Here is a 23389-nt window from a genome sequence, read left to right as displayed (position 1 = left end):
TATGCCGATCCTTTGGGACAAATTTTCTACCACTTACTCACAGACCAGATCCTCCCTTCGTTATGGATTGACGGTAATCTTTAACGAAAGAGTCTTTTGGCATGTCTGTGAAATCTATTTCGAAGTCTAAATCGCTGTGGCTGTTTTTGACCTGTCTGTTGGCTACGTCTTCCCTGATGTCAGTTGAAGCGAGAGAACAGAAAACAGTAGGAGTAGACGCCCTTCCTGAGAGTGCAAATCTGCATATCAATAAATTACAAGAAACCCGGAAAATGGATTTTGGAGATAGTCGAAATAGTCATCAGGGCGTTCTACCAAAAAAGGCCTATTTTGCGAAAAAGCCGTATGAGCTGACGGTAGAAGAAAAAACAGGTAGGGCGGCAGTCACGTTTCCTGTTGCTGTTGCGCCGGGTACCAATAACATGACACCGCAGCTTACTTTAGAGCCGACCGGTGCTATGGATAACCCAATAGACATTCATGGTATAAGTCGCATTACTGATTGCGGTGAAAATGCGTTATGTCTGAACGGTTTGCGTCTCATTCAAAGCAATAACAAATCAGAAACAAACGTATTTTATCTGTCAAATGATCCTCTGACAGTTGTTAAGAAATCCAACCAAGGTTTTCACCAGATAAATTCAAAAGGGTATGTTTCAAATTATCAAAAAGCCGCATCAGGAAATATCTGGAAGATCACTAGTGCACGTGATCTTTTTGGCAATTTTTTGAACTACGGTTATGACCCTCAAACTGGGCTTATCAAATCCATCAAATATGGTCACAAAAACGAAGACGGAGGCGAACAGCGTGCTGTCTTGTTCGATTTTGGGACAAAGGAACAACCCTGGACAATTGTCACAAGTATGATCGGGGAGAGAAAAGTGCGCAGCCATGTTTTCTCCCATGGCGTAGCGGGACTTGTTAATTCCTATGCGGACTGCGGGTATTCTTGGGGGGATCAACCGGTCTGTTCTACACCAATTAAGTTTAAGTGGCAGTCTTCCAAAGATGAAAACAGAAATGCAAGACTGGCTCATATTGATAATGGTCTGGATGGAATAAGCAGTATTACTTATGACAATCGAAATGAAGCAGGCCCGGTAAAATCAATCACCGAGTTCGATCAAGGGCGTGCAATTCGTCAGGTTGTGTTTGCCTATGATGCACCTGCTAAGAAGAGCGACGGGTCTTATTCATTTGGTAAAGTATCTCGTCACGAAATTGGCACGAAAACCTTTGAAATTACGGCTTATGGTTCCGGTGATTTATCAGATTATGTTCTTTCTAAAAGCCGCGTATTTGCGAAAATGTTAGAAAATGGTCGAGTAGTCCCAGGTAACGTACTTTCAAAAACAGAATACAAATACGAAAAACTCACAAGTGGTCCAGCAAGCTCTTATGTCATCAATGAAATTACAGAATATGAGGGCAACGGCGCGGAGAAAACTGTCACAAGGACCAAGCGCGTACATGATGATCGTGGACGATTAATTCAGTCATCAAATGCAAGTGGCAAAATTGAGTATAAGTACCTTGATGAAGCACGCACTAAAGGCTCACCTGATTATGCGTCCAATTTAATAGTTTCTGAGCATTACACAAATACCCGAGAGAAGTCCCAGTTTACTAAAAACTGGAGTTACGACTTTAATTCAGCTCAGATTTCTTCATCCTCATATCACGAGACCAGAGACGGAGAAATCGTTAAGGGATCAAATAGAACCAGTTACCTTGACGACTACGGAAATGTAGTCCGTATCAATGATAAAACTGCGGTTGTTCGTTTCGAGTTTGATAAAGAACTGGCAACCTATCCCTCTAAAATCTCTGTGGAAAACGCCAGTAAAATCGATGTTGCTGTTTTCGAACATGATACAGCCCATGGTCAGGTGCTACGTCAGGTACTTCCTAACCAAACGACAACTATCAATACACTAGATCCCTTCGGTCGTATTACAAAATCCGTTTCCTCTTTTGAGACAACGGGTGATGGAGATGAGCGTTTGCAAGTGATTGAAGCGCAAGAGTGGAAACTAACTGAAGACACCCGCATTCAGGAAATAAAGTCCGTCTCCATTTCTGGAAATGCCGCAGATAATGAAAGTGCGACTACCAGCGTGAAATTGGATGGCTTTGGTAATTTGTTAGCAAAGTCAAACTTGTCAGCTGGTGCCCGCGGCAAGTTACTGGAGAGTGACGTCCAGTATATTTATTCAGTTGAGGGATGGCAGAAGCAAGTAACCCATCCTGAAAAAGGCGTAGAGGTACACCATTATGACCGGGCAGGCAGGGTTATTAGCCAGGAAAAAGAAGGGTACGGTATTACCCGATATGAGTATGACGAATTTGCACGATTAGCGGTAGTAAACACTAACGGTGAAGCCGTTCGGTTTAATTATGACGATAAGGGGCGTTTGATTACCAAGTCCTTGTCCAAAGGGGATGTAGAGAGGTATTTCTACGAAACTCCGAAGAGCCGCCGAATTTCCACAGTTAAATTGCCATCCGGAATTATCATTGATTACACCCGCGATAAACTGGACAGGGTGACGGGAAAGAAGGTTCAAATTCCTGTTTCCAAAGGGAAATACTATAACTTTGATACGAGATTTGATTTTGAAGGCGGGCGTTTATCAGAGGTTTCTTATCCTGATGGGGCAGTACTTGATTACAAATACGACGAAGGATCTTTGACGCAAATTGCCTGGGATAAAGGCAAGCAAGTGGAAGACGTCGTCGCAAAATTTGACTACCGCCTTAACGCAAACGGAGCGCGAACCCTTTCTAAAAAACTAGGCAACGGAATTCTGGAAAGGTTGATTTGGAATGAAAAAGGGCATCTTTCCTCCATTGATCTCTCACGTCCAATCTCTGCAGTAGAAATGGAGCAGTTTTCCAAGATTGCCTACAAAATAGATGAAAAGTCCAAGCTGATTGCAAAAACAGCTCGAACTGAAAAGATTGGTCGAGGTGTTACAAAGGCTGAAATACTCTATTCTTTTAACGAAAATGAAGAATTGGTGACCGCGTTATCTCTTACAGGAGATGTTTCTGTCAAACGTGATTATTATAATGATCAACCAATTGCAGATCTTCCTGTGAAGCAAGTGCTTCAGCGAAATGGTGAGAGGGTTGAGCTTGATATTAATCCAAAAGGAAATGTCATTTCGAGAGGGCGAGGTCATGAAAAAACTTCCTTCACATTTGATGCTGAAAATAAGCTCGTTCAATCGACTACAATAGTTGGAAATACTCAGGGCCATACCAATTATGTCTATGACCATACGGGACAACGTATTGCAAAAATAAACGATAACGGGTCTGCCACCTATTTTATTAACCCGTTTTATGAATTTAGGGTTTTTGACGATGGACGTATGCAGCAGACAAAGCATGTCTGGGATCAAACCGGTCGGATTTTATCGGTCAGTTCCGAGATTACTGATAAGGATCTGTCGGCATTTATTCCGTTAAACGGTACAAAAAATGCTGGGGGCATTGCCGAATATATAAACGCTGAGATCACTGTAGTTGGTGGAGTTTCAGTTGGTATTTTCAGTGCATTTCTTGGGCTTTTAGCTATCGCCGCCGTAAAGGGTCGCACCCCAATACGTCCATTTTTGTCTGTAAAACCCCGGTTTGGAAATCTTGTGACAGTGTTTGTCCTTACCTCTTTTGTCGCGTCAACACTTTCACCAACTGTGCAAGCAGCCCTGTCAGAGAAAGCACATTCACCATCATTAAACGAAACCCGATATTATCATTCTGATGTGAGAGGGAGCGTTTATAAGGTGACCGATGAGGGTGGCTTGGTCAGAGCAAGTTATTCTTACGCTCCTTATGGTGAGCTTGAGAAAACGGGAATTTCCTATGATCAAAGTATTCCTGTATTTGCAGGGCACGAATATGATCCGGAGACTGGGTTATATTACATGGGGGCACGTTACTATGACCCGGTGGCGGGCAGGTTTCTAACTGCTGATCCAGCAAGATCTAGGGCTAACCCCTACGAGTACGCAAATTCAAATCCGATCATGATGATCGATCCGGATGGTCGTGCTGGAGATGAAGCCCCGTTAAGCAGGTGGCAGCGATTTAAAAACTGGACAGGTATTGCAAATTGGCGGTGTTGCGGTGCCAGAAACCGTCAGGTTATCCCTGATGATTGGGGTGGAGCTCCAACAGAGGAAGAGAAAGCAGCGTTTGATGAGTATCATCGCGCCCAATCCGTACAGGGATGGACACGATTTGGCGGCTACCTACAAAGTTTGTTAGTGGCTCCAATTGTGGCCTATGCATTTCCCAGCTCTAAAATCGTAGGTGGAGAAACGATTGTCCCGGGATATGCGGTGGATGTTGCCGTATCAGCAGTCAAAGTGACCATTTTCTCAGCTTTTGGAAAAGCCTATACAGCCGTTGAAGCCCTCCAATGGGAACAAACAATGGAAGAGGGGGCAACAGCTCGAGACGGCTATATTATGCTTGCGAAACGGATGGTCTATAAAATAGCAGGCCAGGTCCCAATGTTTACCGCCGCTGTTTATTTTCAGCGTTATATCAGCGGTTTTCCAATGCTGGATCAAGATGATTTTGGAAGCGATTTAGGCTATTTGCTGGCGCAATACACCATCATGTCGATATTTGGAAACCTGTATTTGCTGCCTTATTATTACGGCTCCAAACCTTGGTCCGCGACAGGTGATACAGACCCAGCATACCGTCAGTTGGTGGCGGACAGCACCGGGGTATCTGGCTTGCTGATGAAAATTGGCTTGTCATACCGTGATTTTGGTAATCGCCGAGAATATTGGAGCGAAGATCGAGGCGGGTTCTTTAGATCTCAGTATGGATGGTACGCTGTCTATGTTACTCATATGTATGCCCTCTACCATTTGGGTTCCGTTGGATATTATTCGGGATACGCAATTTTTGGCGGAATTGCTTCCGCCACCAATATGGGGTTCGATTGGGGGCAATTCAGTGTTAAATGGATCAAGAACATTGTAAGCCTTGAGCTGTCCCCAGCTTCATCACCACTTGCTTTGGTCAATTGTCGGACACGCTGGTCTATGACTTGTATCCGTGAGGTAAGTCCTTTAACCCCTGAAACAGGATGTCTCGTCCGATGTATTGGCCCAACTGGTGGGCTGAGAGTCGCTAAATACATGGATAGCTCATACGCGTCAGACTATCGCATTGTTGAATGGTTGATTGAAACAGGCCGCAGACCAGCCCCACCATCATCTGATATTGAAAGTGGTGGTAGTGATGGTGGCCCGAGGATTGTTGTTATTCAAGAAGATGATGCACCTGCACCAATTTTGGCCCCGGCGGAGGCTTCTGGCGATGGGGCGGAAATGCAGGAAAGGAATGAACCGTTTGAACCTGCTTCAGACCCCGAAGACGAACGCGGCTCAAGTAACAGAGCGCCGGATGAAGTAAAAAAATAAATGAAAATGCCGCAGGAGATTTGGTTTCCTGCGGCATTTTTGTGAGTGTTTATTCCGCCGCCAAAATCTGATTTGGTGCAATGATCTGCTGAATTTCTGATTTGCAGGATCCGCAATTGGTTCCGGCTTTAAGCACGTCACCGATCTGCTCTACAGTTGAGCATTTACCGGACCTAACAGCATCTGAAATCTCATATGCACCAACTGAAAAACAGGCGCAAATGATGGGGCCTTTATCAGGTTGATCTGCGCCCGGACGGCCCGCCGCCAGCTTGTATCGTGTCACAGGGTCCTCAATTTCAGATCCTAACTGCTGGCCGAGCCAGTCTTTCGACAGATTTAAGGGAGCAGGGGATAAGAACAGGGCAGCGATGAGCTTATTCGCTTTGAAGATAAAAATCCGGTTATCCTGCTGTCGTCCGTCCTGATAAACCAGTTTGTCTTCGTCTCCGTTCAATGAAAACAGATCAGATGCGTATTTCTCTGGATTATCAACCTGCAGGCTAAGAGCAAAATCCGTTCGCCAGCCATTTTCAACTCTTACCGTCGTTCTGTAGTCGGCTTGGATGAATATAGGTTTCGAAAAGGAAATGGCATAGCCATATATAGTTGGATTTAAAGGGCTGATGGTGACACGGGTGAATTTGGAGGCTGGTTGACCTGATACCGGGTCAGTTACGGCCCTGATCAAGGAATTTACCCTTGCTTGATTGGCGAATTCATCTGTCCAATGCATCGGAACAAAGACTTCGCCGGCGCGTAACTCCTGACTTACTTTGGCTTTGCAGATGATTTCCCCATGGGCGGAGCTTACCTTTACAATATCCCCATCATGAATGTTACGTTTGAGCGCATCTTCAAATGTTATATCGACGATTGGTTCCGCGGCATGCGCGGACAAGCGCGCACTTTTTCCAGTACGTGTCATGGTGTGCCACTGATCCCTCAACCGGCCGGTATTCATAATCAGTGTGTTTGAACAGGGCGAAGAGGGAACGCCCGGTGACAATGGAATGAAGTTCGCTTTTCTGTCGTTTGTATAGAAGCCCCCGTCTGCAAAGAAACGGGTAGTTGATGGCTGCTCTCCCTTCGCTTGTGGCCATTGGAAAGGCGCAAGATCTTCATACATCTCATCGCTGATATCGTGATAGGCACCAATATCAAAATCCCGACGACCGGAATTTTCAAATGCAGATAGTTCCGCATGTTCGCGGAAAATATCTGCAGGCGACGTGTACGCAAATTCTTTTACAAAACCCATCTTCTGGGCGACTTTAGAAATGATCCACCAATCTGGCTTGGCTTCACCGGGGAGTGGTAAAAACGCTTTTTGACGAGAGATGCGTCTTTCAGAATTGGTGACAGTACCGTCTTTTTCACCCCAACCAGCGGCGGGCAGTTTTATATCTGCAAAGGCCATCGTGTCGGTATTACCCATGATATCAGAGACAACAACCATCGGACATTTCGAAAGCGCTTCTTTGATCATGTCTGCTTCAGGCAGGCTGTCTACTGGATTGGTCGCCATAATCCAGATCGCCTTGATGGATCCATCCGCAACAGCTTTATACATATCAACGGCTTTAAGGCCTTGCTTTTGGGTTAGTTTGTCGGTCTTCCAAAATCGGGAGACGATCTCGTGATGGACCTCATTTCCAACGTCCATATGGGCCGCCAGCATGTTGGCCAGCCCCCCAACTTCCCGTCCGCCCATGGCGTTCGGTTGCCCGGTAATGGAGAAGGGACCCATCCCTTCGAGTCCGATGCGACCGGTCGCCAAGTGACAGTTAATAATCGCATTTGCTTTGTCTGTTCCCATCACCGACTGATTGACACCTTGGCTGTAAACGGTCACGGTTTTTTCTGTCGCGATGAAAAGGTCATAGAACTGCTGAAGATCCTGACGGGATAACCCTGTTATGCGAGAGACAACCTCAATGGTTGCTGATTGGGCCTCTGATAAAGCCGTGTCAAAACCGTTTGTGAATTTATCAACATATTCCTGGTCCACAGTGTTTGCTTGATCTATCTGACGCAATAAACCTGTAAAAAGGACCACATCACTGTCGGGGTGCAGGGGTAGATGAAGATCGGCAATGTCGGTCGTCATTGTGCGCCTGGGGTCAATGACGACCACCTTCATCTCAGGCCTTGCTTTTTTTGCATGGATGATACGTTGAAAGAGGACGGGGTGACACCAGGCCAGATTACTGCCGGTCAGGATCAGAAGGTCTGTCGTTTCAAGATCTTCGTAGGTTCCCGGAACCGTATCGCTGCCAAAAGCACGCTTATGTGCCGCGACACTGGAGGACATGCAAAGGCGGGAGTTTGTGTCAATATTGCCAGAGCCGATAAATCCCTTCATCAACTTGTTAGCGACGTAGTAATCTTCGGTCAAAATCTGCCCCGAAACGTAGAAGGCGACACTATCCGGACCATGTTTTTGAATGGTTTCAGTAAGTCCATTGGCGACACTATCAATCGCGTCAAACCAACCCGCTCGTTTTCCAGATATTTCTGGATAGAGAAGACGATCTTCATGACCCATTGTCTCACCAAGGGCAGACCCCTTGGAACACAGCTTACCTAAATTTGCGGGATGTTCTGCATCACCTTTAACGGTCACGCCACCATCGGATGTTGAAATAACAATCCCGCATCCCACGCCGCAATAAGGGCAGGTGGTTTTTGTTTTTTGGCGTATGGGGATTAAGGCATCCTTCATGTCATGCCTCTTCGATTTCCATGTTGGAACCTATGCCGATAAAAACCTGACCTTCCTCACATTTCACCGGGTAGGTGAGCGTTGAACCGTCATCGGCACCTTGTGCTTCCCCACTTTCCAGTGAAATGACCCAATTATGCAGTGGGCAGGTGACGCAGTTCCCATGAACGATGCCTTGGCTCAATGGACCGCCACTGTGGGGACATTTGTCTTCCATAGCGAAGAGCTGGTCATCTTCGGTTCTGAAAATGGCTAACTTATTCGCACCAAAATTTACACATCGTGCGCCCTGTTTCGGGATGTCGTTAAGGGTGCCTACTGGCAACCACATTTGTGCCTGTACATTCATTCTGCGGCCTCCAGTGAAAGGGTTGCGATAGGTTCAAATTCATGACGGTCTTTGCCCGCAACGCGCTCTGCCCAAGGGTCTACTTGCGCAAATTTTTGGGAAAAGACGAAGCGATCAAAATAGGCTTTTCTTGTGTCAGCTTGCTCAACGATCTGTTTTTTGATCTCTTCCTCGCCGATACGATCCGCCCATTTGTAAATCCGTTCCAGATAATGCCCTTGCTCGCGATACATCTGCGTTAAGGCACAAATATATTCCATGGCTTCCTCTTCGGTCTTAACAAGGCAAAGCACCTGAGTGCCGCGAATATCAAGCCCTGCAGCCCCGGCGTAGTGAATTTCATACCCAGAATCCACGCAGATAATGCCGATGTCTTTACAGGTCGCTTCCGCACAGTTGCGTGGGCAACCAGAGACCGCCAGCTTCAGTTTTGCCGGGGTCCAGGAGCCCCACATGAACTTTTCAAGTTTTATCCCAAGACCAGTTGAATCTTGCGTTCCAAAGCGACACCAGTTTGTACCAACGCAGGTTTTGACAGTACGAAGTCCTTTGGAATAGGCTTGACCGGACACAAAACCGGCTTTGCCAAGATCTGCCCAAACGGCGGGGAGGTCTTCTTTTTTAACGCCAAGCATATCAATACGCTGACCACCTGTAACCTTCACATCGGGGATGTCGAACTTGTCAACGACGTCAGCGATGGCACGAAGCTCATCAGACGTTGTCATCCCACCCCACATGCGCGGCACAACGGAATAGGTCCCATCTTTTTGGATATTGGCGTGAACCCGTTCATTGATGAAGCGGGATTGATAATCGTCGGCATATTCATCAGGCCAGTCACTGACGAGATAGTAATTCAGGGCAGGTCGGCATTTTGCACACCCTCCGGAACTTTTCCATTCCAGTTCTTGCATAACTTCGGGAATGGTTTTTAAACCTTTGGCTTTAATAAGCTTTCTGACCTCGTCATGCCCAAGATCGGTGCAGGGGCAAACCGCGGCAACGGCCGAAGCGTCATAGCTATCACCCAAACTTAAGGTCATAAGCTGTTCCACCAGACCGGTGCAGGTTCCGCAGGATGCAGACGCTTTGGTGTGGGCGCGCACTTCCTGTAATGTGGTCAGGTTTTTTTCTTTGATCGTATCAGTGATTGTAGATTTACATACGCCGTTACACCCGCAGATTTCCGCATCAGGCGGCAGGGACGCAACGGCGGCCAACGGGTCCTGCGACGCACCCCCTTGGAAAGCCTGACCAAAAATCAGTGTGTCCCGCATTTCTGAAATGTCGGTACCTTTTTTCAGTAGGTCAAAGAACCACATACCATCTGCAGTCTCGCCATACAGAACAGCCCCAATAATTTTGTTATCTTTTAAAACAAGGCGTTTATAGACACCTGCGGTCGCGTCTCGAAGAATGATTTCTTCACGGTCATCTCCATCCGCAAAATCCCCGGCGGAAAATAGATCAATCCCCGTCACCTTCAATTTGGTGGCTGTTTGCGACCCCTGATATTCTGCATCGCCTTCAACCAGTTGGTCGGCGATGACTTGCGCCATATCATAAAGAGGGGCAACAAGACCGTAACATTCACCGTTATGCTCAACACATTCACCAAGGGCATATATATCCGGTGCAGAAGTTTCCATGCGATCGTTGACAAGAACACCACGGTTAATTTCAATTCCAGCTTTATCCGCAAGCCAGGTTGAAGGACGAATACCCACAGCCATCACCACAATGGAGGCATCAATTTCAGTTCCATCTTCCAGGCGAACACCTGTGACTTTATCTGTGCCGAGGATTGAATGGGTGTTGGCTTCAGTAATGACGTCAATTCCCATGTTTGTAATTGCTTTTTCAAGCAAATACCCGGCGGCAGGGTCAAGCTGACGTTCCATCAGTGTGGGCATCAAGTGAAGGACAGTGACATCCATACCTTGGGCTTTGAGGCCAGCGGCGGCTTCAAGGCCCAAAAGCCCACCGCCGATAACTACAGCGCGGCCTTTATCCTTCGCGGCCGCCAGCATTTTTTCAACATCATCTAGATCCCGGTAAACCAGAACGTCGTCCAAATCATGACCGGGCACCGGAATAACAAATGGGGAGGATCCGGTGGCAATAACAAGTTTATCGTAAGGTGCAGTAATCCCGTTTTCAGAGGTCACCGTTTTTGCGTTACGATCAATGTCAGTCACCAACGCGCTTTTATGTAGCGTGATGTTATTTTCTGCATACCAGTTATCATCATGGGTGATGATATCTTCGTAGGTCTTTTCACCAGACAGAACGGGGGACAGCATAAGCCGGTTGTAGTTCACCCGTGGTTCCGCGTTGAAGATTGTAATTTCATATCGGTCAGCATCTTTATCAATAAGGGATTCCAGCATTCTGCCGGGTGCCATACCATTTCCGATAACAACAAGTTTTTCTTTCATTTGTGCCTCCATCAGGCTGCTGGCTGTTGATTAGCCAGACGATCAGCACGTTTTTGCTGAATGGATTTCAATAATTCCGGGCTTGGGTTTGCACCGCCTTCATAGGCTTCCAGAAAATCAAGAAGCTCTTCGCGGTAGGCGTAGTAATCTGGATGCGCCAAAAGTTCTTTGCGTGAACGTGGACGTTCCAGTCCCACATCCATGATGTTGCCGATCTTTGCATTTGGTCCGTTGGACATCATGACCACACGGTCGGCCAGCAAGATGGCTTCATCCACATCATGGGTGACACAGATGGTGGTGACCTGGGTTTTCTTCCAAACGTCCATCAAGACGTCTTGCAACTCCCAACGGGTCAAGCTGTCCAGCATGCCAAAAGGCTCATCCAGTAGAAGGAGTTTAGGGGATAGAGCAAAAGCCCTTGCAATTCCCACCCGCTGCTTCATGCCATTGGAAAGCTCAGCAGCGCTTTTATGCATGGAATCTGCAAGGCCCACGCGAGAGAGGTAATATTCCACTACGTCCTTACGTTCTGCCTTGTTGGCATCCGGATAGACTTTCTCCACACCCAACGACACATTGTCATAGGCGGATAACCAAGGCATTAGGGAAGGGGCCTGAAATACGACGGCCCGCTCCGGACCTGCGCCTGCCACTTCTGTTCCATCCAGAATGACACCGCCTGAAGTGATTTTGTTAAGGCCTGCCGCCATGGAAAGAACTGTGGATTTTCCACATCCTGAGTGGCCAATAAGAGTGATGAACTCGCCTTTTTTGATCTTCAGATCAAAGCCATCTACAACAGTGAGCGGTCCTTTTGGTGTTGGATAAACCTTGGTGATTTGACTGAATTCTACAAATTTCTCATGCCGGTGAGAGGCAGAAGCTTCTTTATAGGCTTTTGGCAGTTCTTTTTGGGTAATTGGCGTCACATTTGGAAGCTGGATATCCTTTTCAAGATCAGCTCCACGCTCCATACCCACATTCATCAGATACTCAGTAACTTCACTTCTTAGCTTAATGAAAGCGGGATCGTTATTCATTGCCCCTCGATCCCGTGGCCTTGGGATATCCACTTTGAAATCAGGTCCAAGTGTTGCATCAGGTCCTGGCTTCAATGGGATAATCCGGTCGGCCAACAGAATGGCTTCATCCACATCATTTGTGATCAGGATGATGGTTTTTTTCTCTTTTTGAGAAATATCAGCAAACTCATCCTGCAATTTTGCACGGGTGAGGGCGTCCAAGGCTGATAAAGGTTCGTCCATCAGAAGAAGTTCAGGTTGCATGGCGAGGGCGCGGGCAACTGCAACCCTTTGTCTCATACCGCCCGAAAGCTCGGCTGGACGACGATCTGTAGCGTGGGATAGGCCCACCATATCGATGTATTTTTGAACGATGTCTTTACGTTCAGATTTGGATTTGGACTTAAAGACACTGCCAACGGCAAGGGCAATGTTCCCCTCAACGGTAAGCCATGGCATCAGGGAATAGGATTGAAATACGACCCCCCGTTCCGGGCTCGGTCCTGTAACGGTGCTTCCTTTGAAAGAAACCTCACCAGCATCACCATCGATAAGGCCGGCAATAGCTGAAATCAATGTTGTTTTACCAGACCCGGAAAAACCGACAATGGCAATAAATTCACCTTCATCTACGGTCAGGTTGACGTCTTTCAGTACAGAAGTTTTGGATTTACCTTCGCCGTAACTTTTGCTGTAGCTGGAAATTTCGAGAAAACTCATGTCATCGCCTCCAGCTTATCGGTTGGATGTAAAAGTGAAGGCCTGTTGAAGCGCATACATGACGCGATCCAGAAGGAAGCCAATGATACCGATGGTCAAAACAGCCACCATGATTTTCGCCAGGGATTGAGAAGAGCCATTTTGGAACTCATCCCAAACGAATTTTCCAAGGCCTGGGTTCTGCGCCAGCATTTCCGCTGCAATCAAAACCATCCATCCAACACCCAAGGATAGGCGAAGACCGGTGAAAATAAGGGGGAGGGCGGAAGGGAGAACCAGTTTGGTGATGGTCTGCGGGGTTGGAAGCTGCAGAACCTTGCTCACGTTAATCAGGTCTTTGTCGATGGATGACACGCCAAGGGCAGTATTAATCAGTGTGGGCCACAGAGAGCAGAGCGTTACTGTGATTGCGGAAATCACCAGTGACTTTGGAAGCAGGTCACTTGGATTTACGTAAAGAGCAGAGACAATCATGGTCACAATCGGCAGCCAAGCCAGAGGGGAGACCGGTTTGAAGATTTGGATAAGCGGGTTGATGGCACCATTTACAGTGCGAGACAGGCCAGAGGCGATGCCTAGGGGCACAGCAAGAACTGTTCCTACCAGAAAGCCCAATCCAACAGTCAGCAATGAAGTAATAATTTGATCAAAATAGGTTGGTTTGCCAGTATATTGACGGTGTTTGACTTTATCCGCCTTGCCTGCCGCAATCAATTTTGCATTACGTGCATCCTGACGTTCATAAAACGCATCTGCTTTAGCGCGTTCACGGAAGTGGTCATCTACCAGATTTCCAGCTTGTTCCAGAACCTGTACAGGTCCAGGGATTGCGCCCAGTGAGGTATGGACTTTCGGTGCAAGAACTGCCCATGCGACGATGAAAAGCGCAATGCCACAAAGTGGAATGACTAGAACTTTCTTAAGTTCGTTAAGTTGTTCTTTTGGATTGTCACCGGCGGCTAGACGTAAAAGGGGTGTGAGCCAGACCAGACCTAAGGCATTGAGCCAACCTTCCATCTTAGAAATCAATGTGAAGATTTTTTCCCGAGTTTGTGATTTGTCCAGAGCAGTGTCAAGCTTATCCGGTGTTACGCTTTGATCAGACATGATGGGGTCCTGTACTTGATTGAATTCGAGTGTTTCCGGATGCGGCGAGCCGCATCCGGTCTGGTAAGGGTTAGCCTTCTACGGCAACACCATCTTTGATGATTTGTTTGGATTTCAGACCGATATTCTGGGCATCGATATAGGCGTTTGGTTTTCTGCCATCGTATGTAATGCCGTCAATAAAGGCACTTGTTGGTTCACGATAACCATCTGTATCCCATGGGAAATCAGCTTTCTCTACGTGGCCTTCTTCCACCAGCATTTTTGCGGCTTTCAGGTATGTGTCAGGCAGGTATACAGATTTGGCGACGTCGTCATACCAAGCGTCATCTTTGTGATCCGCAATCTGGCCCCAGCGACGCATTTGTGTCAGATACCAAACAGCGTCGGAGTAGTATGGGTAGGTTGCGAAATAACGGTAGAAGACATTGAAGTCAGGGACTTCGCGTTTGTCGCCTTTTTCATATTCAAATGAACCTGTCATGGAGTTGGCGATGACTTCTTTGTCTGCGCCCACATATTCAGGGCGGGATAGAATTTCCACGGCTTCCATGCGGTTGGCGTTGTCGCCTTCATCAAGCCATTTGGCCGCACGAATAAGGGCTTTGGTCAAAGCAAGAGTGGTATTCGGGTTTTTTTCCGTAAATTCCTTGGTGAGACCAAATACTTTTTCTGGATTGTTCTTCCAGATTTCATAATCGGTGATAACTGGAACACCGATGCCTTTAAACACAGCCGCCTGGTTCCAAGGTTCACCCACGCAATATCCGTAGATAGTTCCTGCTTCCAAAGTTGCAGGCATCTGCGGTGGTGGTGTCACAGAAAGAAGTGCGTCAGCTGCAATTTGTCCGCTCACGTCATCTGTTGAATAAAATCCAGGGTGAATACCGCCAGAGGCCAGCCAATACCGAAGTTCATAATTGTGGGTTGAGACCGGGAAGACCATGCCCATGTTAAACGGTTTTCCTTCTTCTTTGAATTTCTCGACAACCGGTTTCAAGGCGTCAGCTTTTACAGGGTGTACCGGTTTCCCATCTGCACCTGTTGGGATATGTTCTTTCATCATTTCCCAGATTTCGTTGGAAACCGTGATGCCGTTGCCGTTCAGGTCCATAGAAAATGGGGTGACGATATGTGCTTTGGTGCCATACCCGATTGTGGCGGCAAGCGGTTGTCCTGCCAGCATGTGCGCGCCATCTAATTCACCTGTAATCACGCGATCCAGAAGAACCTTCCAGTTTGCTTGAGGCTCCAGCGTTACAAACAAACCTTCATCTTCGAAATACCCTTTTTCATAGGCAATCGCGAGAGGCGCCATATCAGTTAATTTGATAAAGCCAAACTTAAGTTCGTCTTTCTCAACGTCCAGCATTTCTGCCTGAACAAAGGATGCGGAAGTTACGGAAAGCAAGCCTGCGCCAATGACCGCCAGTGTCGTGCGTCTTATGGTCTGAAAGAGAGGCATTCAAATCTCCTTAAATAAAAAAACCGCCAAACCCTTCACACGGTTCTTGCGGATACCATGCTGGGTAAGGCGGCGTTGCCAGAGAGATACCCAACGTCGGATATCCTTAAATTTTTTGATCGTCGCTGATCTGTTTCTTTATTTGCGAGAAGTGTGCCAGTTTGCTCTACGTCTGATTATTATTAATAAAAACAAATAGGTAGAGTGTTTTTCTGGATGTATGGCCTAAACTGAATAACAGTGAAAAGTGTCTAAATTTTTGGCGCGATCGTGATTTTTGATGTTTTTTTGTGCAGTGCACAAATTATAAAGCCTGGTCATCAGAAAGGTACGTGTCTGCGTGATCAGGATCAAAAACCCTGCCATCAAAGAAATTTGCAGATGTTTCTATTTTGCTGACTGCCGTCGGGAGGTTTTCAGCCAACGGTTTCAGTGCTTCGATATAAATATCTGGCCTGAAAGAGTGCATGGCTGCTGTGGCTTGCTCTTCATCCCAGCTGTTGCCCCGCCATCTTTGGATCTGGGTATAAAACCAAAGTGCATGACTTTGCCAGGGGTAGGTTGCCTGATCTTTATAAGGGTCAAAAAAGCCCTCAATCGTGACGGATTTTTGGTCGTCTATCTTCAGATTACCTGACAGGGCACGAATGATGATGTCTGACGGCTGACCGATATACTTGTCTTGCGATAAAAGGTCTGCAAGTTCGCAATGATTGGTGCTGTCCTGACACCATTTGGCTGAAATGTAGAAAGCGCGGATAGCTGCGCGTAGGAGTTCCGGCTCCTCTTCGGCAAAACCTTTTGATACACCCAAGATTTTCTCAGGACTGTGGCGCCAAATGTTGCTTTTGACTGTCAGAATTTCTCCGACACCTTTTTCAACACCTATACTGTTCCAAGGCTCCCCCACACAATACCCATCTATGTTTCCGGCCTCCAACGCGGCGGGGAGCATAGCCGGGGGCATGATGACAATTTGTATGTCGTCATCCGGTTGTATGCCGGAAGCCGCAAGCCAGTAGCGAAGGTCGTAGTTATGACTGGAATAGGGGTGCACGACACCGAAGCAAAGTGGTGATGTATTGTTGTTTGATTTTCGACTAGCAACAACTTCTGCCAGCGCCTGTCCGGTCTCTTTTGCAGACAGATTGGTTTCACCAGCTATTGAGCGGATTTCATGCGAGAGGGCAGTTGATACGGTTATCGCATTACCACCAACGCCAAGTGCCATTGGGGCAATGATATCAAGTGGCAGGGGGCTTAGCCCCATACTTGCGGCAACTGGCATGGGGGCCAGCATTTGAGCCATTTGAAAATGACCAATTGCCATTCGATCTCGAATGTTTGCCCAGGAGTTTTCTTTTATTAGGTCCAGGCTAAATCCTTGTTCTTTATCGAACCCCAGTTCTTTTGCCGCAATTAAAATGGCCGCATCGTTGAGGGGGAGGAACCCGGCGCATATTTTGGGAAGTTGATTGGACATATTTAATTTCCTGGGCCTAGAAGGTTGGCTGCGGTCACAAGGCTTTGCGCGACATCGGATATTTTTATGTTCTGACTCATCGCCGTTTTGCGCAAAAGCTTATATGCTTCATCTTCACTAAGGCCCTTATTTTTCATCAGGATGGCTTTCGCCTGGTCAATGACTTTACGACCTTTAAGTTCTTCCTGTGCTTTAGCCAGATCACTTTCCATTCTGGCAAAAGCGTTAAAACGAAGAATGGCCAGATCCAAAATGGGTTTCACACGTTCCTTTTTAAGACCATCAACAATGTATGCGGATACGCCTGCCTCCACTGCTGCGACAAGGGAAGCATCGTCAGATTGATCAACAAACATGGCAACGGGACGTTTCACGCTTTTGGAAAGTTGAAACATGGCTTCCAACATGTCGCGATTGGGGTTTTCCAGATCGATGACGATCACGTCCGGATCCAGATTTTCAATTTCGCGGGCAATACCTACCGAACTAGTCAGGATGGTAACATCTTCGTGTCCGGCATCCTTCAGTCCCGCCTCGATTATCGAAGCGCGTATTTGATTTTCATCCAGAATGAGGACCGAAATAGAAGAACTAGACATACGCATATCTTTGCGTATGCAAAAAAGTTGTGCAATGCAAAAATAAATACTGCATTGCACATAATTTAATCAATGATAGTTAACTATCAGATTTTAAATGAAGTTTACTTGCCTTTGTAAACCGGTTTTCTTTTTTCCATGAAGGCACGGGGGCCTTCGCGGGCGTCTTCTGTGGCAAAAACGGGGTTTGCGTGTTTGGTTTCGATTTTTAAGGCTTCTTTTTCTTCGACCCCAGAACAGGCGCGCACTGACGCCCGAATGGCTTTCACGGCAATTGGGCCGTTTGCCGCTATTTTTCGGGCGATTTCCATGGCTTTGTTCAGAACTTCATCAGCCGGTACGACGTAATTCAGGAATCCGATCTCTTTGGCCTCATCAGACAGGATCAAATCTCCTGTCAGCAAGAGTTCCATTGCTTTGGCGTAGGGCATTTGGCGTGGCATGCGAACGGTTGATCCACCGCCCGGGAAGATCGCCCATTTCACTTCCTGAACACCAAATTTTAAATCCGGTCCCGCGACACGAATATCTGTCCCTTGCAGGATTTCCAACCCACCCGCGATGGCGTGACCCTGAACTGCTGCGATAACCGGTTTTTCCGTGTCAAAATCACGAAGCAAGGCTTCGAAGATCAAGTTGCGGTTTTCCGCAACGCGTTCATCCCATTCGTCCTTTGGCTCTTTCGCCCCAGAGATAATAGGGATCAATTCCCCAAGGTCGGCACCCGCACAGAAAGTGGATCCTTCACCTGTAAGGACGATGACCCGAACATCCTCGTTGTCACGGGCATCCTTAAAGGCATCAGCAAGGCGCACCACCATTTCCGGATTAAGTGCGTTGCGGGCTTCTGGCCGGTTAAGTTTGATCAGGGCAATATGATCACTGATTGAATATTCCAGAATGGACATTGGCTCCCCCTTGTTATTCTTTATTCGGGTGTGAAGGTATTTTTATTATCACTGCATTTAACATAACCGCGGTGCCCCAGATAATCCACTTCCATCATTCGGTTGAGCAGTGTTTCATTAACGGGAGTATTGGCAATAAAACGGGGGGCATTCGCATCAGATCCATCCCCTAAGCGTCCAATTATGATACCTAGATTTGGACGGCCATCACGGCCACTGGCTACAGTGTATGTTTCTATCACAGCTGGTCCTTCAGGGTTTTCAATAAATTCCGGCGCGGGTAGATCATCTATAATCTGCTGATCTATTGCCGGATCAGTGCGGCTCCACTTCTCCTCGCCAGTAGGCTCAGTGGAATAAATCCCTGCTGCATGTTCGCTTAAATATCCTCCATTTGCGGTAACCATGCCAAATTTACCGCGGTTGGATCTAAGTTTCCGTACCATCATGGCAATGGCATTTATGACATAACTTCCCGCACCCCCATGATAGGGAAGGCCACCGGTGACGGTGAGGGGGCGTGGATCGCCTTTGGGAATGCCAAGTGCATCACGCGCAGCTTCAACTGCAACTGGAAAACAGGAATAAAGATCAAAATAATCAATACCTTGCGGAGTTTTCTTCGCCATGGAAAAGGCTCGCTCCCCCATCACTTTGATGGCAGGAGACCTGCTATAATCAACCCGATGACTAACATGCCATTTTTCATTCACGTCCGCGCACCCATGCAAATAGACCCATTTTTCTTCGGGTATACCCAAGTCTTTTGCATGTTCCACTGATGTTAGTATGAGTGCGGCTGCTTGATTAACCTGGTTCATTGCATTCATGAATTTTGTATAAGGCCAGCCAACCATACGATTTGTGTCGCTTGGAAAGGCAACTTCTTCAGCAGATCTGGCCATAGGGAACCAAGCCGTATCGGTTTCGGCTGCCACTTCAGAGAATTTGGAAAACAATTCACCCATTTCCAATTGATGATCTGCGATGCTGTTTCCATAGCGTCCGCGATGGGCATTTTCAAAAAGCGGGTAGACGTTACGGGCCGGCCATATCCCATGGGCTTTTTCATGTTCTGTCGCCATGGGAAGCTCTTCGACAATTTCTTCAGCTTTGCAAGGGGCATCTTCACGCCAATCTGGTTTTGCGCCCGCTTTGATATGTTTACGCCCAGTGTCCATTGCTTCCGTTCCGGCGAAGATAGCGAGTTTGATCTTTCCTTCGGCAATTTCTTCGGAAAACTTGTTCACCAAAAACTGCGGCATGTTACCACCAATGGGCGTTTCAATATGTCGTGCGTTTTGAATGCCCAATCTGCCTGCAAGGGTATATGGCGGGTTTTTTGTGAACGGATACAGGCTTTTAACGACAGAAATAACATCTGCATTTTGCAAAGCGTCAATATCAACTTCTGCATCAGACGCAGCATTGCGAACAGCCTGTTCCATCAAATCCATAGGGGATGAGGAATGTTCCAGATCTTTGCCTTTTTCAGTGATGTCACCAACACCAACCAAAATAGGGGTGTTTTTATGTGGCATGGGAAATCTCCTGCAATGATGAGGCAATTTCCTTTGCCCAGCGGTAATCCATTTTGCCATTTTCCCCGCGTTTTACTTTCTCAACGCGGATAATGGCTTTCGGCAGTTTGTATCTCGCAATATGTTGTTCTGCGGTTTTAAGTAGCGACTGATCCGATGGTGTTTTACCATTTCGTGCCTGAACAATGGCGACCACTTCGTTGCCCCATCTTTCACTTGGGCGGGAGCTTACCACCACATCCTGCACTTCCGGATGATGGAGGATCGCTTGCTCAACCTCTTCTGCGAAAATCTTCTCACCACCTGAATTAATGGTGACAGAGTCTCTACCCATGAAGTTCATCACACCATCTGGGTCCAGCCTTACCCGATCCCCGGGAATGGAGTATCGAACCCCATCCACCACAGGAAAGGTTTCATTGGTTTTTTGCTCATCATTGAGATACCCAAGGGGAATGTTGCCTTTCACAGCGAACCAGCCAAGACTTTCATCTTCGGAGGTTGCGAGGGCGGTTTTTCCCTGGTTCAGCGCGACGCCATTTGGGGAGAATTCAAACTTTGATGTTTTGTCATCTATGTTGCCGCTCGCCACATTGTGACCATGGGCACCGGTCTCTGATGAACCGAACGCGTCAATGATAGTGAGTTTCGGATTTTTCGCGAGCAGCCTGTTTTTCACAGATGTTGAAAAAATTGCGCCGCTGCTTACCATTAATCGCCATGATGAAAGATCGTATTTTTTGCGTTCAATTTCATCAGCAATAGGGCGGGCAAAAGCATCCCCGACGATGGCGATGGTTTTCACCTTTTCCCGTTCTGCCACCTCCATCAACTCAGCGGGATCCATATGGGTCATGTTATCCTGCAGGACAACGGTGTTTCCGTTGTGCCACGCAACGAAAGAGACAATCTGCCCAGTCCCATGCATATAAGGCGGTGCCGCGAGGGAGGAGGAAGACTTTGAGTTTACAGCCTTATCAATAAAGGTTCCGATATCTTCAATCGGGGATCCATCGTCATGGCGGCCTCCCAAAACAGAAGGAAGAAAGTCACATTGACGCCAAAGGACCCCCTTTGGCATGCCTGTCGTTCCGCCTGTGTAAATCACGTACAAATCATCAGGTGAGGGGATGACATCCGGTTTTTCAGAAGAGGAGGAGGTTAGTGCATCTTCATAGGCGATGGCGCCTTCCAACAAAGGAGTGTTTGATCCATCTTCAACTTGAATGAGTAATTTTAGATCAGGAAGCTGATGTCGTATCGCATCGACTTTGTCCGCAAAACATCCATGAAATATGAGCGCCTTTAATCCTGCATCGCGCATGACATAGATCAGTTCTTCTTCCACATATCGATAGTTGATGTTAATCGGCACGGCGCGTGCTTTCAAACACCCCAAGATCCCTTCAGGGTATTCGTTGCAGTTATACATGTACAAACCAACATGATCCTGCCCGGATTGCCAATTCTGAAGATTTTCACGTTCGGCATGAACGGTTATTCCATGATCCAGAAGCAGGTTGGCCAATCTGCGTGTTCGATCGTTGAACTCAGCGAAAGTAATTCGTCGTTTGCCAAAAACGATGGCTTCACGATCGGGGAGGGCGTCCGCGATCGCTTCGTTTAATTCTGCGATGTTTAGTGGCATCTGACCTATCCTTGTAACTTATAGTCAGACATGTTGACCTCATGGGTCATGGACCAGTAATCCACCAATCGCCAAGGTGAATTGACGACAATTCGGCCTTTGTCGTTCTTATACCAGCTGTTCACTCCGGGATGTGTCCAGACCATGCTGTTATGCTCTGCATCTACCTTGTCATTGTAGAGATCATGAACGTCTTCGCGCACTTCGACTTCGGTATATCCGCCGTCAATCATCTGCATCAGCATTTTGGCGATGTATCTGGATTGGCATTCGATATGGAAAATCAAACTACCCCCGTGGGCGAGGTTGGTATTCGGACCATAGAACATAAAGAAATTGGGGAAATCAGGGGCTGTCATGCCCATGTAGGCGCGAGCATCCGTACCCCATTTCTTGTGAATATTGATGCCATCCCGACCAATGATCTCCATTGATCCCAGCATTTCACCTGCTTTAAATCCGGTGGCATAAATGATGACGTCTGCCTGATGGAAGTCGCCCGCCGCATCTACAATGCCGTTGTGGCGAATTTCACTGACACCTTCGGTGACAAGCTCAACATTGTCTTTTTTGAGCATTTCGCACCAGTGATTATCAATCAGCATACGCTTGGCAAATGGTGGGAAGTCAGGCACGACTTTCTTCAATAATTCTTCATCCCCATCCAAAGCGTCAGACAGGTTTTGAATATAGGCTTTGCGGTGACGTGCATTTTCAGCGTTAAGCGAATGGGCTGCATCCGGCCAATTGGGGTCATAATGAAGGGACTCCCAAACGCCATCGCCGTAGCTCCAGAACAGGCGGAAACGATACCAGTTTTGATAAAACGGGATATGTTTCAATAACCATTTCTTACCAGCACTAACCGTCTTATGATAATCGGGTAGCATCCGGATCCAGTGCGGTGTTCTTTGCAAAACGGTGAGTGATTTTACGCTGTCTGCGATCGCTGGGCAGAACTGCATAGCAGACGCCCCAGTACCCACAACCACGACATTTTTGCCTTTCAGATCCACATCTGATTGCCAGTTTGCTGAGTGAAAAGACGGACCTTCAAATTCATCTTTCCCTTTGAAGTCAGGGATACTTGCCCGATTGAGTTGCCCCACAGCACTGATTAAAAAGCGGGAGATGAGATGCCGTTCCGATCCATCTTCATTAGTCAGTGTAATGTTCCAACATTTCCTGCCTTCATCATATGTCGCTGATTTCAGGCTGACCCCAAACTCTGTATTTTCATTAACCCTGTATTTGTCTGCGACCCGCCGAATGTAAGAAATCAGCTCCGGCTGTTTGGAATAATAAGCGGACCAGTCGTAGTTCGGTTCGAACGAGAAAGAGTAGAAATGGTTCGGAGTGTCGACGCCACAATGCGGGTAAGTGTTTTCATACCATGTGCCACCTACTGAGGGGTTCTTTTCAAAGATTGTGTAGGGAATGCCTGCTTTTTGAAGGTGGATTGCGGCGCAAATGCCTGACAGGCCGCCCCCAATAATAACAACATGATTGTCGTTTAAGGTTTCTGCATCTGGTTTTTCATTCTTCCAATTCAGATGCGTTTCAAGGGAGTTGTTAAAACCCATATCTTCAAGAAACATGGGGACATATTCCTTGCCCACAGGTTCCGCCACATAGGCGGATAGCATTTCATGAAGCGTATCTTGATTTGGCAAAGCGGAGACTTCGATATCACCGTTTCGAATTTTCCTAAAAAGTTCAAATGCGCTTTGGCGAATTTCAGCTTGTTGCCCTTCTGAAATATGACGCAACCCTTCCAGGCTTCGGGAAGGTCGCATGTTGCGGGTAAGATCACTTGCGTCGCCCGTAATTTGGGCTATGACAGCAAGTAACGTTGGGATATTGGCATCTTCCAACGCATGTTTTAGGTCATCGTCAGAGGTACCTTTGAGGCTTGTTATTGTCAT

Annotated in this window: 13 protein-coding genes; 1 reads left to right on the top strand and 12 read right to left on the bottom strand. The window is 47.2% G+C overall.

Annotated elements, in window-relative coordinates; all coding sequences use genetic code 11:
- Positions 1–101 precede the first annotated feature (101 nt).
- Complete coding sequence (locus tag GUA87_RS18230) at positions 102–5453, top strand: RHS repeat-associated core domain-containing protein (RefSeq protein ID WP_193716729.1); 5352 nt, start codon at positions 102–104, stop codon at positions 5451–5453.
- 49 nt (positions 5454–5502) lie between these two features.
- On the opposite strand, the gene GUA87_RS11675 is transcribed toward GUA87_RS18230, so the two are convergent.
- The 12 genes from GUA87_RS11675 to GUA87_RS11620 form a co-directional block, all read right to left on the bottom strand.
- A complete protein-coding gene (locus tag GUA87_RS11675; protein ID WP_227711836.1) occupies positions 5503–8178 on the bottom strand; it encodes a nitrate reductase in 2676 nt (891 codons plus the stop codon).
- A gap of 1 nt (position 8179) precedes the next feature.
- Positions 8180–8527 carry a nitrite reductase small subunit NirD gene (nirD, locus tag GUA87_RS11670; RefSeq protein ID WP_193716728.1) on the bottom strand — a complete coding sequence of 116 codons (348 nt, stop codon included), beginning with the start codon at positions 8525–8527 and terminating at the stop codon, positions 8180–8182.
- The gene (nirB, locus tag GUA87_RS11665) at positions 8524–10968 is read right to left on the bottom strand and encodes a nitrite reductase large subunit NirB (protein WP_193716727.1); all 2445 of its coding nucleotides are present in this window, start codon (positions 10966–10968) and stop codon (positions 8524–8526) included. Before nirB ends, nirD begins: the two co-directional genes overlap by 4 nt.
- An 11-nt stretch (positions 10969–10979) precedes the next feature.
- Complete coding sequence (locus tag GUA87_RS11660) at positions 10980–12713, bottom strand: ABC transporter ATP-binding protein (RefSeq protein WP_193716726.1); 1734 nt, start codon at positions 12711–12713, stop codon at positions 10980–10982.
- A 15-nt stretch (positions 12714–12728) separates the two neighbouring features.
- Positions 12729–13820 carry an ABC transporter permease gene (locus GUA87_RS11655; RefSeq protein ID WP_193716725.1) on the bottom strand — a complete coding sequence of 364 codons (1092 nt, stop codon included), beginning with the start codon at positions 13818–13820 and terminating at the stop codon, positions 12729–12731.
- Positions 13821–13890: 70 nt separating this feature from the next.
- Complete coding sequence (locus GUA87_RS11650) at positions 13891–15285, bottom strand: CmpA/NrtA family ABC transporter substrate-binding protein (protein ID WP_193716724.1); 1395 nt, start codon at positions 15283–15285, stop codon at positions 13891–13893.
- 304 nt (positions 15286–15589) lie between these two features.
- Entirely contained in the window at positions 15590–16768 is a 1179-nt protein-coding gene (locus tag GUA87_RS11645; protein ID WP_193716723.1) for a CmpA/NrtA family ABC transporter substrate-binding protein, read from the bottom strand.
- Positions 16769–16770: 2 nt separating this feature from the next.
- A complete protein-coding gene (locus tag GUA87_RS11640) occupies positions 16771–17367 on the bottom strand; it encodes an ANTAR domain-containing response regulator (RefSeq protein WP_193716722.1) in 597 nt (198 codons plus the stop codon).
- Positions 17368–17471: 104 nt separating this feature from the next.
- A complete protein-coding gene (locus tag GUA87_RS11635) occupies positions 17472–18275 on the bottom strand; it encodes an enoyl-CoA hydratase-related protein (protein WP_193716721.1) in 804 nt (267 codons plus the stop codon).
- A 20-nt stretch (positions 18276–18295) separates the two neighbouring features.
- The gene (locus GUA87_RS11630; protein ID WP_193716720.1) at positions 18296–19816 is read right to left on the bottom strand and encodes an acetyl-CoA acetyltransferase; all 1521 of its coding nucleotides are present in this window, start codon (positions 19814–19816) and stop codon (positions 18296–18298) included.
- Complete coding sequence (locus tag GUA87_RS11625; protein ID WP_193716719.1) at positions 19806–21464, bottom strand: acyl-CoA synthetase; 1659 nt, start codon at positions 21462–21464, stop codon at positions 19806–19808. Before GUA87_RS11625 ends, GUA87_RS11630 begins: the two co-directional genes overlap by 11 nt.
- Positions 21465–21469: 5 nt before the next feature.
- Positions 21470–23389, bottom strand: a complete 1920-nt coding sequence (locus tag GUA87_RS11620; RefSeq protein ID WP_193716718.1) for a flavin-containing monooxygenase — start codon at positions 23387–23389, stop codon at positions 21470–21472.

This window comes from Sneathiella sp. P13V-1 (assembly GCF_015143595.1).
Classification (GTDB): Bacteria; Pseudomonadota; Alphaproteobacteria; order Sneathiellales; family Sneathiellaceae; genus Sneathiella.
The sequence above is the reverse complement of the archived record's forward strand: the minus strand, read 5'-3'. Positions and strand labels throughout refer to the sequence as shown.